The sequence below is a fragment of the Ruegeria sp. AL2 genome (assembly GCF_056540845.1).
In genome coordinates this window covers 1-14210 of the sequence record NZ_JBQFXM010000027.1, presented here as the reverse complement: position 1 = coordinate 14210, position 14210 = coordinate 1, and the positions used below count along the sequence as shown (strand labels likewise).

The window sequence follows — 14210 nt, the reverse complement described above, 5'->3', positions numbered from 1 at the left end:
GGTGGGCCAAGGAGTAAGCCTAAAATATATTCAAAAGCGTAATATATTGATAACTAAGTGAATTTTTAAGGGATATGGTGCTGCTGGAGAGAATTGAACTCTCGACCTCTCCCTTACCAAGGGAGTGCTCTACCTCTGAGCTACAGCAGCGCTGTGGGCGGGTGATTAGACTCAAACGAAACGCGGCGCAAGGGTGTCTGGACGGTTTTTTTCGCCTCCTGTAGAGAAAGATCATGACGGATAAAAATTCACCCAAAAAACAAGGTAAACCCGGCGATGCGCGCGAGGCGCGGCTGAAGGCGGCGCTGAAGGCCAACATGGCGCGTCGCAAGGCGCAGGCCAAGGCGCGTGCGGCCGCGGGGGACAAGCCTGACAAGGACGAGGGATAAGAGCAGATGGATTCGATTCTGGTAACGGGCAATGGCCCGCTGAACGGTCAGATACCGATTGCGGGGGCCAAGAATGCGTGCCTGACGCTGATGCCCGCAACATTGCTGAGCGAAGAACCGCTGACGCTGACCAATGCGCCGCGGCTGAGCGACATCAAGACCATGACCGCGCTGCTGCAATCGCTGGGGGCCGAGGTGTCGTCGCTGCAGGACGGTCAGGTGATTGCAATGTCCAGCCACAGCCTGACCAGCCAGACCGCCGATTATGACATCGTACGCAAGATGCGCGCCTCGAACCTTGTGCTGGGCCCCTTGCTGGCGCGGTTCGGGCAGGCGGTTGTTTCTCTGCCCGGCGGGTGCGCGATCGGCGCACGGCCGATGGACCTGCATGTCGAAGGGCTCGAGGCGCTGGGCGCCGAGATCGAGCTGAAGGACGGCTATCTGCACGCCAAGGCTCCGGGCGGTCTGAAAGGCGCCGTGCATCAGATGCGCTTTGCCTCTGTCGGAGCAACAGAAAACATCGTCATGGCCGCCACGCTGGCCAAGGGCACCACGGTGCTCAAGAACGCCGCGCGCGAACCCGAGATCGTCGATCTGGTTGAATGCCTGCGCAAGATGGGTGCCCAGATCTCTGGTGAAGGCAGCTCGACCATCGAAATTCAGGGCGTCGATCGGCTGCATGGGGCCACACATCAGGTTGTCACCGACCGGATCGAGCTGGGCACCTATATGCTGGCCCCGGCGATCTGTGGCGGCGAGGTGGAATTGCTGGGCGGGCGCATGTCGCTGGTCGAGTCCTTTGCGGCCAAGCTGGATGCGGCTGGCGTCAGCGTTTCAGAAACCAAAGGCGGTCTGAAAGTGGTCCGCAAAAACGGGCGCGTGCGCGCGGTGGATGTGGTGACCGAACCTTTCCCCGGCTTCCCGACCGACTTGCAGGCGCAGATGATGGCGCTGATGTGCACGGCTGAGGGCACCTCGGTTCTCGAAGAACGCATTTTCGAAAACCGCTTCATGCACGCCCCCGAACTGGTGCGCATGGGCGCGCATATCGAGGTGCATGGCGGCACCGCCACGGTCGCCGGTGTTGAACGCCTGAAAGGGGCGCCGGTGATGGCGACCGATCTGCGGGCTTCGGTCTCGCTGATCCTTGCCGGATTGGCGGCAGAAGGCGAAACAACGGTCAGCCGGGTCTATCATCTGGACCGCGGATATGAACATGTGGTGCGCAAGCTGGAAGGCGTGGGTGCAAAGATTGAACGGATCAAGGGCCAATGACAGACGCAAGTTTTGAAGACGGGCGCGAGGCGCCGCTAAATCTTGGGGCCGAGGATGCAGATGACCTTCAGGTAATCTCGACCCTCGCGCAGGATGCCGTGTTTCCTGTGACCGAGATGAAGTGGCAACCGGCGCAGCGCCGCTTTGGCCTGCTGCTGAACCGCTTCCGCTGGGAAGACAAGGATGCCGCCGCCCGCCGCGACCGCCCGTTTGAACGGGTGCAGTCGGTGCTGGTCTTCGGTTCGGTTCTCTCGGTGTCCAGTCAGGGCATTGATCGCGGTGACACCGACATGGTCATGTCGCTGATGTCAGTTGTTTTCGAACCCGGCGAGGATGGCGCGGGCCATGTCCTGCTGACGCTGGCCGGTGACGGCGCGATCCGCCTGACAGTCGAGGCCCTGGATGCCACCCTCAAGGACGTCACGCGCCCCTATCAGGCCCCATCCCGTCAGGCCCCGCATCACCCCGAATAGATGCAGAACAAGCGCGGGATTTCTCAGGCGTTTTCAAAGGTGTCCGAAGGGATCTCCCTGCGTCCGGCCACCGTGTTCGACGTGTTCGACCTCAGCCGGGTTCTGATCCGTTCGATCACGCAGCTTTGCGCGGCCGATCACAAGAATGACCCGGACCATCAAAGGCGGTGGACCGATAACAAGGACCCGGCCACCATACGGGGCTGGTTCAGGCCCGGATCGCAGATCTGGCTGGCCGAACACCGGGGGCAGGTGGCCGCCGTCGGGGGGCTGTTGGAAACTGGGACGGTCACTTTGCTCTATGTCGATCCGGATCATACGGGGCAGGGGGTGGGGCGTGCGCTGCTCAACCGGCTGGAACGGCAACTGACTGTGTGCGGCTGTGCCGAGGCGCATCTGGATGCCACCCAAACGGCGCACGCGTTCTATCTGAAACAGGGATGGCAACCGGCAGGCCGGCCCGGTGACTGGCACGGCATTCCGCAATACCCGATGCGCAAATCGCTGCACTTTGGGGACTGAGGGTTGAGGCCGCGCGCTCCGGGCGATATGTCCCAATGCGCAACGCCCGGAGTGCCAGATCATGCCCGTTTTCCTTGATACCACATCGCCCGAATTCGAACCCGCCTTCCGGACCCTGCTCTCGGCCAAGCGCGAGGACAGCCCGGATGTGGATGCGGTCGTGGCGCAGATCATCGACGATGTGCGCAACCGGGGCGATGCGGCGGTGATCGAACTGACAGCCAAATTCGACCGGCTGACGCTGACACCCGAAACACTGGCCTTCAGCGCACAGGACATCGCGGATGCGGTGGCGCAGGTCTCGGACGAAGATCGCACGGCGTTGGAACTGGCGGCTTCCCGCATCCGGGCCTATCACGAAAGGCAGATGCCCGAGGATCAGGAATGGACGGATGCGACGGGCGCAACACTCGGCTGGCGCTGGTCTGCTGTTTCGGCCGCAGGGCTTTACGTGCCGGGTGGGTTGGCCTCGTACCCGTCATCGGTGCTGATGAACGCGATCCCTGCCAAGGTGGCCGGTGTGGAACGGCTGGCCATCGTGGTGCCCACCCCGGACGGACAGGTGAACCCGCTGGTGCTGCTGGCAGCAAAACTGTCTGGTGTGGATGAGGTTTATCGCATCGGCGGCGCGCAGGCCGTGGCGGCGCTGGCCTATGGTACCGACACCATCGCGCCGGTCGACAAGATCACCGGGCCGGGCAACGCCTTTGTCGCCGCCGCCAAGCGGCGCGTCTTTGGCAAGGTCGGCATCGACATGATCGCGGGCCCCTCGGAAATTCTGGTCATCGCCGACAAGGACAATGACCCCGACTGGATTGCGCTGGACCTGCTCAGCCAGGCCGAGCATGACGAAAGCGCGCAGTCGATCCTGATCACCGACGATGCGGCATTCGGCCAATCCGTCGCGCAGGCGGTCGAAAAACGGCTGGAAACCCTGCAACGCCGCGCCATCGCCGGGGCCAGCTGGCGCGACTTCGGCGCGGTGATCACCGTGCGCAACCTGGACGAGGCCGCCGCCCTGTCCAACCGCATTGCCCCGGAACATCTGGAACTTTGCGTGGCCGACCCGCGCGCGCTGAGCGAAAAAACCATCCACGCCGGAGCCATCTTTCTGGGTCAGTACACACCCGAAGCCATCGGCGACTACGTTGGCGGTCCCAACCACGTGTTGCCCACCGCCCGCTCGGCACGGTTTTCGTCAGGCCTCAGCGTGATGGACTTCCTCAAGCGCACCACGCTCAGCCAGATGACCCCCGAAGCTCTGCGTGCCATCGGTCCTGCCGCCGAACAGCTGGCGCGCTCGGAAAGCCTCGAGGCGCATGGCCTCTCGGTCACCGCGCGCCTGAACCGCTTGAATGGCTGAAATGACGCAAAGACCGGGCTCATATGGTGTTTCTGTGCGTTGCCCGTTGAATATCATTGTTATAGGTCTGTGCTGACGCAAGGAATGTGACTGTAAAGATGACCCGCATCTCGCATATCGAACTGGATGATAGAAATCTGCCGCCGCCAACGCCCGAGATCGAGCAGGAGCGCAAGGTCGCCATCTATGATCTGCTGGAAGAAAACAGCTTCTCGCTGCCCAAACGCGACGACCGCGTTGTGCCCGAGGGCCCCTATCACCTCCAGCTTTCGATCCGCGACAAACGGCTTGTCTTCGACATTGAAACCGAGGCCAACGAAAAAGCGGCCGAGTTTCACCTGTCGCTCGGCCCCTTCCGGCAGGTGGTCAAGGATTACTTCCAGATCTGCGAAAGCTATTTTGACGCGGTGAAATCGCTGCCACCCAGCCAGATCGAAACCATCGACATGGCCCGCCGGGGTATCCACAACGAAGGCAGCCGTGTTTTGCAGGAACGGCTGGAAGGCAAGGCAGATGTCGACACCGACACCGCCCGCCGCCTGTTCACGCTGATCTGCGTTCTGCATTTTGGGGGCTGACGCGTGAAGCCTCTGCCGCAGTCGGTCCTGTTCTGTTGCGACCACAACGCGGTTCGGTCCCCGATGGCCGAGGGGCTGATGAAGAAATTCTATGGCACCGGCACCTATGTTCAGTCCGCCGGTGTGCATAACGATCTGGAAATCGACGGCTTCAGCATCGCGGTCTGCCACGAGGTCGGCGTGGAACTGTCCCGCCACCGGTCGCGCTCCTTTGACGAGATGCAGGAATGGGGCGATGACCTCAGCTCGTTCGATCTGGTTGTGGCGCTTTCACCCGCCAGCCAGCGGCAGGCGCTGGAACTGACCCGTGTTTTCCACCTCGATGTCGATTATTGGCCAATAATGGACCCTACCGGGATGGGCGAGACCCGCGAACAAAAGCTACACCACTACCGACAGACCCGCGACCAGATCATTCAGCATCTGAAAGACCGCTGGGGCGAACCAACGGAGGGGACATGAACCAGACCGTCAAAACCTATTTCGATGCCTTCAACGCCGGTGACGTCGATGGCATGCTGGCCTGCCTGTCCGATGACGTGGCCCATCACGTGAACGAAGGTCAGATTCGCGTCGGCAAGGACAAGTTCGCCGCCTTTTGCGCCCATATGAACCGCTGCTACCGAGAAAACCTGACCGACATCGTCGTGTTCGAGGCTCAGGGCGGCACCCGCGCCGCGGCCGAATTCATCGTCAACGGCACCTATCTGGAAACCGACGAGGGCCTGCCCGACGCGCACGGCCAGACCTATCGCCTGCCTGCCGGGTCGTTCTTTGACCTCAGGGACGGCAAGATCACCCGCGTCACCACCTTCTATAACCTTGCAGACTGGACCAAACAGGTCTCGAATGGCTGACGTCAGTGACGTCCGCCCCCTGACCGGAGCGGCACTCGGGGCCGCTCTGGATGATGTCGCCCGCCTGCGGATCAGGGTATTTCACGCCTGGCCCTATCTCTATGACGGCGATCTGGAATACGAACGCAATTACCTGCAATCCTACCGCGACAGCGACAAGGCCATCGTGGTCGGCGCCTTCGATGGCGACCGCCTGATCGGCGCCTCGACCGGTGCGCCGCTGACCGACCACGCCGACGATTTCGCCGCGGCCTTCGCAGACACCGGGCTGGACCTGTCGCAGATCTTCTATTGCGCTGAATCCGTCCTGCTGCCCGACTATCGCGGGCAGGGCGTCGGCCACAAATTCTTCGACACGCGCGAGGGGCACGCCCGCGATCTGGGCTTTGCCAAATGCGCCTTTTGCAGCGTGCAACGCCCCACCGACCACCCCCTGCGCCCCGACCACTACCGCCCACTGGATACCTTCTGGCGCGCCCGCGGATACAAGCCCTTACCCGGCGCAATCGCCCAATTCTCGTGGAAGGATATCGGGGAAGAGGGAGAAACGCTGAAGCCGTTGCAGTTCTGGATCAGGGATTTGTAGGGTTCGGGTTGGTGGGTAATGGCGTCGGTGCGTGTTTGAGCCTACTCGGTTCGAGTTACTCAACAGAAATCCGATGAACTGCATTCAGAATATTCTGGTGAGAATCCAGATAATGATCCGCCAAGTACATAACCTTTTCCCAGTCGTAGTAATTCTTGTCCTTTTCCGGCAATCGATAACGGTCAATTGGCAGCTTAAGGAGTTCTGTGCAATTGTCGTGAATAAAGCTATTTAGTCTATTTTGTAGTATTTTCTCATCATTCATTGGGTCCGATCGGTCGTGTCGTTCTTTGAGGCCATCCACAAACTTTTTGCTTAATCTCGCTCTTGGTAAGAAATTTTCAGATAACGGTTTCGATGTCATGGCATCTCGGAAAGCTAAAAAAACAAGTAGAGGCGCATCTAACGGCACATCTTTATAGCACCGCAGCGCCAATTCAACCTTGAGCAACAGTCGCTTTATTTGCCGCATAGTAAGCCTACTGACTGGCGCCAAAGTCCTTGCTAAATCGGCCGCCCGTTCCACAGAGAACTCCGGACCGTCACCGAATGGCTGTCCGAATGGCAAGGCTCTTACGAATTCAAATGCGGCTTGCCCAATATGTTCATCGGTTGTTGGCAATTGCAGCCGAATGTCAACAAACTTGTCCAGGTACCGCTCATCATCTGTGACAGCACCGAAAAGGCGCCCCGCCAGTCGTTCCAGATGGTCTGCGTTTACCATGAGTACGAAAACAAAACCATCTTGATTGAAGACCAATTTCATCGCTTCAAGTAAGGAAATTGCATACTCAGGATGGCACCGGTCGAGCTCATCAATCAGAATTACCACTCGTTGGGTGTTCTTCTCTGCCGTCAGTGCCTGTCTCAGCGCTTTCATTTGGTCAGGCATTTCTTGAGTGCGGACGCGCTCCGCCGCAATTTGCGCTGTTAGTTGTGCGCTTAATGACTTTGATGCTTCCTTGCTAAAATCCGCGACAATTTTATCAAGTTCGCTTTCGTCGTTATCGCTTTTTAACCAGCTCTCAATGGCATCAACAGCTTCCTCGCCAGCCTTGCGAGCAGCAAAACTGGCGAAGAGTTTTGCAGTGCCAAGCGCAAACACGGTTCCCTTTGAAATCGCCTTCGTCCACAACGTTTTGTCGGCAGGTTCCAAACTCTCCATCAGTGCAGCAAGAAAAGTCACTACAGGATCACCTGAGTGGTCAGATTGCTGTGCATCAATCTCTATGACCACTTCACCGGCGTTCCTAAGATGAGCAGCCCAAGCCTCGCGAAAGAATGTCTTGCCACGACCAAACCCAGCCTCAATTGAAACTACCTTTGAGTCGTCAATCGATTGAATTAGGTTTGTGTAAGCTTCACCGATAGCTTCATAACCAAGAAGGTCTCGTTCCCATGGGTTTTGAGTATTGTTATCTTTCATGAAAGGCCTCACCTAAAAACAATTTTCAAAGCAAAGTGTCGAAGTTACCCGTGCGCAAAAAGCCACGATCTTTTCTTTGAATGATACAGCCTCGTCTAGAAAATTCGCGCAACATGTTTCTTGGATGACAAGTGAGGGAAAAAGGTGGTGGAGGCCCTGTTTGTGGCTGTGTTCTGCAAACTTTATCGACATTATCTCATCAGAACGGAAATGGCAGATAAGGCCTCTCACCCAACCTCAGCGCCAGTTTGATCTGTACACACGGCGGCTCTCACGGTTTAGTGCCTCGACACATCGGCTCAAGGGGATCCCATCAATGAAAGTCGCAACCGCAGCGTATGATCTCGACTGGCTCGACAGCTGGGCGCAGTACGAGGACAAGCTGGACCGCTGGGTTGCCGAGGCTGCCGGGCAGGGGGCCGGGCTGCTGGTGTTCCCCGAATACGGCGCGATGGAGGTGTCGACGCTCGATGGTGCCGAGGTGGCGGGTGATCTCGAACGCTCGATCCGCGCGGTTTCGGACCGGTTCGAGGATGTACAAAATTTGCACTCGCGCCTCGCAAGCACGTACAAAACGTACATTCTGGGCGCATCGGCCCCGGTTGTGGATGGGTCCGGTCGCCCGGTGAACCGCGCCGCGTTCTACGCCCCGGACGGTGGCCGCGACCATCAGGACAAGCAGATCATGACCCGCTTTGAACGCGAGGACTGGGACATTGCGCCGGGTGGTCCACTCAAGCTGTTCGACACCGCGCTGGGCAAAATCGGTGTTCTGATCTGCTATGACAGCGAGTTTCCCTTGCTGGGCCGCGCACTCAGCGAAGCGGATATGATCCTTGTACCGTCCTGCACCGAAGCGCTGTCGGGATATTGGCGTGTTCGCATTGGATCGATGTCAAGAGCTTTGGAAAATCAATGTGTTACGGTCATGTCATCGCTGGTCGGAGCAAACGGCTGGTCCGAAGCTGTGGACATGAATACCGGCATGGGCGGCGTTTTCGGCCCGCCGGACAAGGGGTTCCCAGCCACCGGAGTGCTGGCCGAGGGCACTCTGAATCAGCCCGGCTGGACCTATGCGGATGTCGACCTGTCCGCCATCGCCGAGGTCCGCGCCGATGGCCACGTGCTGAACCGGACCCATTGGCCAGAGCAGGACGCCCGAGTCGAAACGGTCACATTATCCACCCTTTAGATGAATCCGCCCTTGAAATAAGGGAAAAATAGGCTCATTTAAGCGCACATCCCCGCAGATTCTGCGGGCGCAACCTAATGATGGAGACAACATGGCCAAGGAAGATACGCTCGAATTTCCCGGTGTCGTGAAGGAACTCCTGCCTAATGCGACGTTTCGGGTCGAGCTGGAAAACGGCCATGAAATCATCGCACATACGGCAGGAAAGATGCGCAAGAACCGCATCCGTGTTCTGGCCGGCGACAAGGTTCAGGTCGAGATGACCCCCTATGATCTGACCAAGGGTCGGATCAACTACCGCTTCAAATAACGCCTGCCGAGATGGCGTTTATCCTGGGATCGGGCAGCCCAAGGCGGCTGGACCTGCTGGCGCAGCTTGGCGTGCAGCCCGACGCCATCCGCCCCCCTGACATAGACGAAACACCGCTGAAGGGTGAGCTTCCTGTTCCGTATTGCAGCCGCATTACGCGTGAAAAAGTAAAGGCAGTTCAATCGGATAGCGACGACATCACGCTTTGCGCGGACACGACTGTTGCACTGGGGCGGCGTATTCTGGGCAAGCCCGAGGATGAGGGTCAGGCCGCAGAGTTCCTGTACGCTTTGTCCGGTCGTCGTCACCGGGTGATCACTTCGGTCGCCGTTCGGCGCGGGAATCGCATCCTGCAACGTGATGTCGTCTCGCAGGTCAAGGTCAAACGCCTGTCGGACGTTGAAATCAACGCCTACCTAGCGACCGGTGATTGGCAGGGTAAAGCCGGGGCCTACGCGATCCAAGGCCCTGCTGGCGCATTCATCCCATGGATTTCGGGCTCGTTCACTGGCATCGTGGGGCTGCCCCTGTCCGAGACCGCCGCCTTGCTGCAAGGGATCGGCTACCCACTATATAGCGAGGCATCATGAAGGGTCGAACCATCGTTCTGGACCATATCCAAGACCGCGAGGCCGCGGCATTGATGGTCGACGGAAAGCTTGATGATCTCCTGATCGCCGCCGACGCACCCGCGCCCGGCACCATCTATCGCGCCCGTGCCGATCGACCGGTCAAGGGGCAGGGCGGCATGTTCCTGACCACACCCGACGGCCCAGCTTTTCTGCGACAAGTCAAAGGGTTGGCGCCGGGTGCCACGCTTTTGGTGCAGGTTGGCGGATATGCCGAGCCTGGCAAGGCCATCCCTGTAACCAACCGTATCCTGTTCAAAAGCCGCTTTGCCATTGTCACACCCGACGCGCCGGGCCTGAACATCTCGCGCAGCATCAAGGATGAAGACAAGCGGGATCAACTGCTTGAAATCGCGCATGAACAAATGGGCGACAGCCCTTATGGGTTGATCCTCCGCTCGTGCTGCATGGATGCGGATGCCGGTGACATTGCCGACGACATTTCGGCCATGCTTGCGCAAGCTGAACAAGTGATGAACGACGAGGGGTCCGACGTCGAACTGCTCAGCGAAGGTGACAGCCCGCATATATTGGCATGGCGCGACTGGACCGACCCTGCCGAGGTTGTGACGAAAACCGGCAGTTTTGAAACCCATGGTGTGCTGGATGCGCTGGATGTCGCCCGTGGCATCTCCGAACCTCTCCCCGGAGGCGGATACCTTTTTATCGAACCAACCCGCGCATTGGTGGCCGTAGATGTGAACACAGGCGCGGATACGTCGCTGGCGGCAGGAACAAAAGCCAACTTCGCTTGTGCCAAAGCTTTGCCACGTGCGTTGCGTGTGCGTGGGCTGGCAGGGCAGATCACACTGGATCTGGCCCCAATGCCCAAGAAAGACCGCCGAGGGTTCGAATCCGCCCTGCGTGCCGCCTTCAAGTCGGATCCGGACGAGACGATATTGGCGGGGTGGACACCTCTGGGGCATTTCGAGTTGCAGCGCAAACGCAGCCGGTTACCTGTCGCTGAGATCCTGAAATGAGCTGCCCGATCTGCGGAGAAGAAACGCAAAAGAAGTTCCGCCCGTTCTGTTCGAAACGCTGCGCAGACATTGATCTGGCCAAGTGGCTGAATGGCTCTTACGCGGTCACGTCTCAGCGTGAAGACGACCCTGAGACCGAGGGCGATACGGACGAACACAATACAATGCGACCGCACTGAAAAAATGTAAAAAAGCCTCTGGACACTGCCGGTAGCAAGTCATAGAACGCCTCCACCCAACGACAAACGTCGTTCCCGTGCCCGGGTAGCTCAGGGGTAGAGCAGTGGATTGAAAATCCTCGTGTCGGTGGTTCGATTCCGCCCCCGGGCACCATTCAAACTCTTGATAATGCTCAATATTCATCCTTGAACCTTTCAGGGTTTGACAGTTTTCTTGAAGGGTTTGACAATTTTTGATCGGCGTTCGTTCTCCTTCTCCAGAGTTTCCATCGTTATCCGGTTACGCTCTGCCAAGTTGGCGGATCGGGAATAATGGCGAGCCATCGATGGGGTTTTTTGCCCCAGCAGGTCCGCAATCTGGCGTTCCTCAAGCCCTGCTTCTCGCAGTGTCGTGGCCACGGTATGCCGCAGCCCCTTGAGTGTCAGGCCGGGTTGCACAGCGCCCTCAGCTTCCAGCTTTTTCTTGAAGCGGTACCAGACCGTCGAAAAGCCGTTGTAGGTCCAAGGCTTTCTGTTTGATGAGGCAAGGATGGTCACGGCGTCGTGCGTGGGCGCAGCATCCAGAGCCGCTTGCAGCGTCGGACCGATTGGAACGGCAACTTCCTGGCCCGTCTTGCCCCTGACGCCCCAGATCGTGTCGCCGTCTATCTGGCGACGGGTCAGCTTAAGCGCATCGGACGGATCAAGGCCGGTATTCATAATCAACGCCACCGCCACTCGAACGTGCGGGGCGGCCCGATCCAGCACAACTGCGCGTTCTTCCACCGTCCAAGGCCGGTTGGCATAGGGCCGATTTTTCGGGCGCGGCTTGGGAATGACACCTGCCGCATAATCCCGGTCGATCAGACCGCGCGGAATGGCATAACGAAACACTTGACTCAGGAAGGTGCGGACCATGTTTGCTCGCCGCCAGCCAATCTTGTCCGCCGCTTTGTCATGGATGCCCGAAACGAGGGGCGTCGTTATTGCGGAAACAGGCGTGTCCCGGATTGGGTGCAGGAAGTCAGAGCACTTGCGATAGTCGCGCTTGGTGGCGTCCGACAGATTGCCATAGTGTTCAGTCTGGAAATAGGAATTGACCAGACCGCCAAGGGTTCCCGGCTTAGGTGCTTGCGCCTTCTTCGCCTCTACAATGGCAGCAATGCGGACACATTCCGCAAAAAACTCAGCCGATCCTAACGGAGTTTTTTCCAGGTCGATCTTGTGACTCGTGGCGCGATGATAACAGCGCGGTTTCCCGTGCCGATCATCGAATATCTTGAAACCTCTAACCCTGACACGTGTCATTACAACTTGCCAAGAATGACGTCCTGCGTTGCCATCTCGGCCCCTTCCTTCATTGTATCAATCCAATTGTCCAGATCGCGCTTGTCCCAAAGGACTGTGCCGGGCCGCATTTCAATTGGTTGGACGGGGCACGTTGTTTTGAAGAGCTTTGGAGGAAGTCCAGTGTAAACCGCCGCCTCAGACTGTTTCAGCATGCGTTTCTCATTAACGTTGATAGTGAGACTAGCGTTAGCCACTGCTAGTGCCTCCCAAGACGCTCGTTGTTCCATAGCGTTGACCAAGATGTCCGTTCAGGGTCAATTTACCCCGAGGATCAATTGGCGCTGTTTTGGCCGGTTGGTTTTCTTCGACTACTTGTCGCATCACTCAGATCCAAACTCTGAAGCAATAGCCTCTATCTCTCCAAACGAAATCTGGCGCTCGACATGCATGCCTTCCATTTCAAATAATCTGGCAATCCCTGACTTATGCCACGCGGTCGGGTAACCTTCGAATTCATACTTTTCCATTTCGGGAAAGTGAGCCGCTGTGAAATACACTTCTAATCCGGCGTTTTTAAAAATCACGTATGCTGGTCTTTCATGGACGTTATATTTTAAGTTATATATTGATATATCTGAATCCACTTCGTCCCGATGCGACGACACGAAATCGAATAGGTAAACAAGGAAGTCTTCGGCGTTGTTTTCTCGCTTGAAATCGAGACGCTGAATTACACTTGCAGTTTCGATCTGCTCGAACTCATCATTCCGGAATTGACGGTAAATCTCAAAAGTCTCGACTATACGGTTTGGTGGAGCGCCTGTCATGAGCGCAAGCGTAAGCCTCGCAGCATCACGCGTTGTCATTTCCGGTGCGTTCACACCACGCGCTCCTGTCGTCAGAAAGCCTGCTTCGCGGAGCTTCCTTGCAACAAAGTGAACTGTCGCTCGCTCGATACCAAGCGCATTCGATATCGTTTTTATCAGATGACCAGACTTCATTCCCTAAGTGTGTAATGATCACTTAGGAGATGTCAATACACACATTGTGTTTGGATTCGAAGTTACCCTTTTATCTGAAGACAACGCTTGGGTGCTTGTGCGCCTCTGCTGGGCACGACCGCCAACGTGACCGAATTTCACACCAATCAATGGGATCGCCTTGAAAGAGCGAACGTATCTTGACTTCCAGCTTCGTCGGTCTCCCCATCAATAAACAACAGCATTTATTAACATAGTCTGCAAACCCCATGACGCGTGAAAATTGTTCGTCCGTGGTCTTCGCAAGGTCCCTGCCGACATCTCGCCGTCGCGTTTGCAACTTTGTTTTGGACCACCCCGCGAGCGGACAGGTGGCGCAGCGCCACCACCACCCCCGCCCCTTTTAGGGGAGGTGGTGGTAGCGCAACTGTTTTTGGGGGTGTTAGCGTCACCTTGCGCCACCCATGATTTTTGGGTGGTGGCGCACATCATACCGTTGCCCATTCGCCTACCTCCACAGTTGGGACAGGCTTGCGTTGAGCACCTGTTTTCTGCCCTGTGACCAACGCCCCGGATTTCAGCCAAGTCTCGATAATTTTCTTGATACGCTGGCAGTCGGCTTGGGCGTCTGCGAATAGAAACCCTTACCTAAAGACAGCTTGTGCCACAGCGGCATCAAGTCGACCATTTTGTATGTCGCTTGCGCAGATGTCGTAAGCTACATACACGCCCCATTTTCCCTGCCAACTTGCGGCAAACGAGCCCGCATTTAAGCGCCCCGGAAAACAGTGCTTTCCAAAGTGCCAGTAGTTGTATCGGGAATTCGTCTCCTCAATTGCCGCTCAGTGACAATCAACACTAACGAAGAAAGAGGCCATTCGATCAAGATCTCGCACCGCAAGGTTTGGTTCAGCGAATTACGTGAACCGAGCACCTGGCGTGATGCACGACTCTGTTCGCAGTGGAACCTAGAAATATGTCCTCAAAACCAGGCTTGTGCGAGGCCAAGACGATGCAATCCGCGTCGCTCTCATTTGCGAAGTCGACAATAGCCCTGCCCGCATGCCCAGAGATAAGCCGAGTTTCCGCGCCTGGAATTTCAGAAGCTGTTTGATGCAGGTTTTCCAGGATTTCATGCCGCGTATTGGCAAGTACTTCGCTGGGAATCTGAGACCCTACATACGCCGGAATTGGCTCTTGGA

Annotated in this window: 19 protein-coding genes and 2 tRNA genes; 15 read left to right on the top strand and 6 right to left on the bottom strand. The window is 57.5% G+C overall.

What is annotated here, in order from left to right; all coding sequences use genetic code 11:
* Positions 1-75 precede the first annotated feature (75 nt).
* Positions 76-150: transfer RNA gene (locus ACR0ID_RS18545), tRNA-Thr, on the bottom strand.
* Between the two features lie 83 nt (positions 151-233).
* Between ACR0ID_RS18545 and ACR0ID_RS18540 the strand changes: the two genes are divergently transcribed.
* From ACR0ID_RS18540 to ACR0ID_RS18500, 9 genes are all read left to right on the top strand, one after another.
* Entirely contained in the window at positions 234-389 is a 156-nt protein-coding gene (locus ACR0ID_RS18540; protein WP_209505784.1) for a hypothetical protein, read from the top strand.
* 6 nt (positions 390-395) lie between these two features.
* Entirely contained in the window at positions 396-1664 is a 1269-nt protein-coding gene (gene murA, locus ACR0ID_RS18535; protein WP_480539493.1) for a UDP-N-acetylglucosamine 1-carboxyvinyltransferase, read from the top strand.
* The gene (locus ACR0ID_RS18530) at positions 1661-2137 is read left to right on the top strand and encodes a DUF2948 family protein (RefSeq protein WP_480607764.1); all 477 of its coding nucleotides are present in this window, start codon (positions 1661-1663) and stop codon (positions 2135-2137) included. The genes murA and ACR0ID_RS18530 overlap by 4 nt, the downstream gene beginning before the upstream one ends.
* Positions 2138-2659, top strand: coding sequence for a GNAT family N-acetyltransferase (locus tag ACR0ID_RS18525; protein ID WP_480607761.1), 522 nt, complete (start codon positions 2138-2140; stop codon positions 2657-2659).
* 61 nt (positions 2660-2720) lie between these two features.
* Positions 2721-4022: a histidinol dehydrogenase gene (gene hisD, locus ACR0ID_RS18520; protein ID WP_480607758.1), complete on the top strand. Its 1302-nt coding sequence runs from the start codon at positions 2721-2723 to the stop codon at positions 4020-4022.
* A 98-nt stretch (positions 4023-4120) separates the two neighbouring features.
* Positions 4121-4600 carry a UPF0262 family protein gene (locus tag ACR0ID_RS18515; RefSeq protein ID WP_480520976.1) on the top strand — a complete coding sequence of 160 codons (480 nt, stop codon included), beginning with the start codon at positions 4121-4123 and terminating at the stop codon, positions 4598-4600.
* Between the two features lie 3 nt (positions 4601-4603).
* Positions 4604-5062 (top strand): arsenate-mycothiol transferase ArsC, encoded by a 459-nt coding sequence (locus ACR0ID_RS18510; RefSeq protein ID WP_209505795.1) that lies wholly within the window; start codon positions 4604-4606, stop codon positions 5060-5062.
* Complete coding sequence (locus ACR0ID_RS18505; RefSeq protein WP_480488382.1) at positions 5059-5457, top strand: ketosteroid isomerase-related protein; 399 nt, start codon at positions 5059-5061, stop codon at positions 5455-5457. The genes ACR0ID_RS18510 and ACR0ID_RS18505 overlap by 4 nt, the downstream gene beginning before the upstream one ends.
* On the top strand, positions 5450-6043 hold the full coding sequence (locus tag ACR0ID_RS18500; RefSeq protein ID WP_480607755.1) for a GNAT family N-acetyltransferase: 594 nt from the start codon (positions 5450-5452) through the stop codon (positions 6041-6043). The genes ACR0ID_RS18505 and ACR0ID_RS18500 overlap by 8 nt, the downstream gene beginning before the upstream one ends.
* Positions 6044-6098: 55 nt before the next feature.
* On the opposite strand, the gene ACR0ID_RS18495 is transcribed toward ACR0ID_RS18500, so the two are convergent.
* Positions 6099-7469 carry a KAP family P-loop NTPase fold protein gene (locus ACR0ID_RS18495; protein WP_480607752.1) on the bottom strand — a complete coding sequence of 457 codons (1371 nt, stop codon included), beginning with the start codon at positions 7467-7469 and terminating at the stop codon, positions 6099-6101.
* Between the two features lie 316 nt (positions 7470-7785).
* On the opposite strand from ACR0ID_RS18495, the gene ACR0ID_RS18490 reads away from it, so the two are divergent.
* From ACR0ID_RS18490 to ACR0ID_RS18465, 6 genes are all read left to right on the top strand, one after another.
* Positions 7786-8661, top strand: coding sequence for a carbon-nitrogen hydrolase family protein (locus tag ACR0ID_RS18490; protein WP_480607749.1), 876 nt, complete (start codon positions 7786-7788; stop codon positions 8659-8661).
* Between the two features lie 91 nt (positions 8662-8752).
* Complete coding sequence (gene infA / locus ACR0ID_RS18485; RefSeq protein ID WP_005978431.1) at positions 8753-8971, top strand: translation initiation factor IF-1; 219 nt, start codon at positions 8753-8755, stop codon at positions 8969-8971.
* A gap of 11 nt (positions 8972-8982) precedes the next feature.
* Positions 8983-9561: a Maf family protein gene (locus tag ACR0ID_RS18480; RefSeq protein WP_480495053.1), complete on the top strand. Its 579-nt coding sequence runs from the start codon at positions 8983-8985 to the stop codon at positions 9559-9561.
* On the top strand, positions 9558-10580 hold the full coding sequence (locus ACR0ID_RS18475) for a ribonuclease E/G (protein WP_480607745.1): 1023 nt from the start codon (positions 9558-9560) through the stop codon (positions 10578-10580). The genes ACR0ID_RS18480 and ACR0ID_RS18475 overlap by 4 nt, the downstream gene beginning before the upstream one ends.
* The gene (locus ACR0ID_RS18470) at positions 10577-10759 is read left to right on the top strand and encodes a DNA gyrase inhibitor YacG (RefSeq protein WP_480607742.1); all 183 of its coding nucleotides are present in this window, start codon (positions 10577-10579) and stop codon (positions 10757-10759) included. The genes ACR0ID_RS18475 and ACR0ID_RS18470 overlap by 4 nt, the downstream gene beginning before the upstream one ends.
* A 79-nt stretch (positions 10760-10838) precedes the next feature.
* Positions 10839-10913: transfer RNA gene (locus ACR0ID_RS18465), tRNA-Phe, on the top strand.
* Positions 10914-10954: 41 nt separating this feature from the next.
* Here the strand turns inward: ACR0ID_RS18465 and ACR0ID_RS18460 are convergent.
* The 4 genes from ACR0ID_RS18460 to ACR0ID_RS18445 all read right to left on the bottom strand — a co-directional run.
* Positions 10955-12046, bottom strand: coding sequence for a tyrosine-type recombinase/integrase (locus tag ACR0ID_RS18460; RefSeq protein WP_480607739.1), 1092 nt, complete (start codon positions 12044-12046; stop codon positions 10955-10957).
* On the bottom strand, positions 12046-12240 hold the full coding sequence (locus ACR0ID_RS18455; protein ID WP_480536734.1) for a hypothetical protein: 195 nt from the start codon (positions 12238-12240) through the stop codon (positions 12046-12048). Before ACR0ID_RS18455 ends, ACR0ID_RS18460 begins: the two co-directional genes overlap by 1 nt.
* Positions 12241-12408: 168 nt before the next feature.
* Positions 12409-13029, bottom strand: coding sequence for a hypothetical protein (locus ACR0ID_RS18450; protein WP_480607736.1), 621 nt, complete (start codon positions 13027-13029; stop codon positions 12409-12411).
* A gap of 888 nt (positions 13030-13917) precedes the next feature.
* Positions 13918-14210 (bottom strand): universal stress protein (locus tag ACR0ID_RS18445; protein WP_480607733.1); only part of this gene is annotated, 293 nt, incomplete at its 5' end.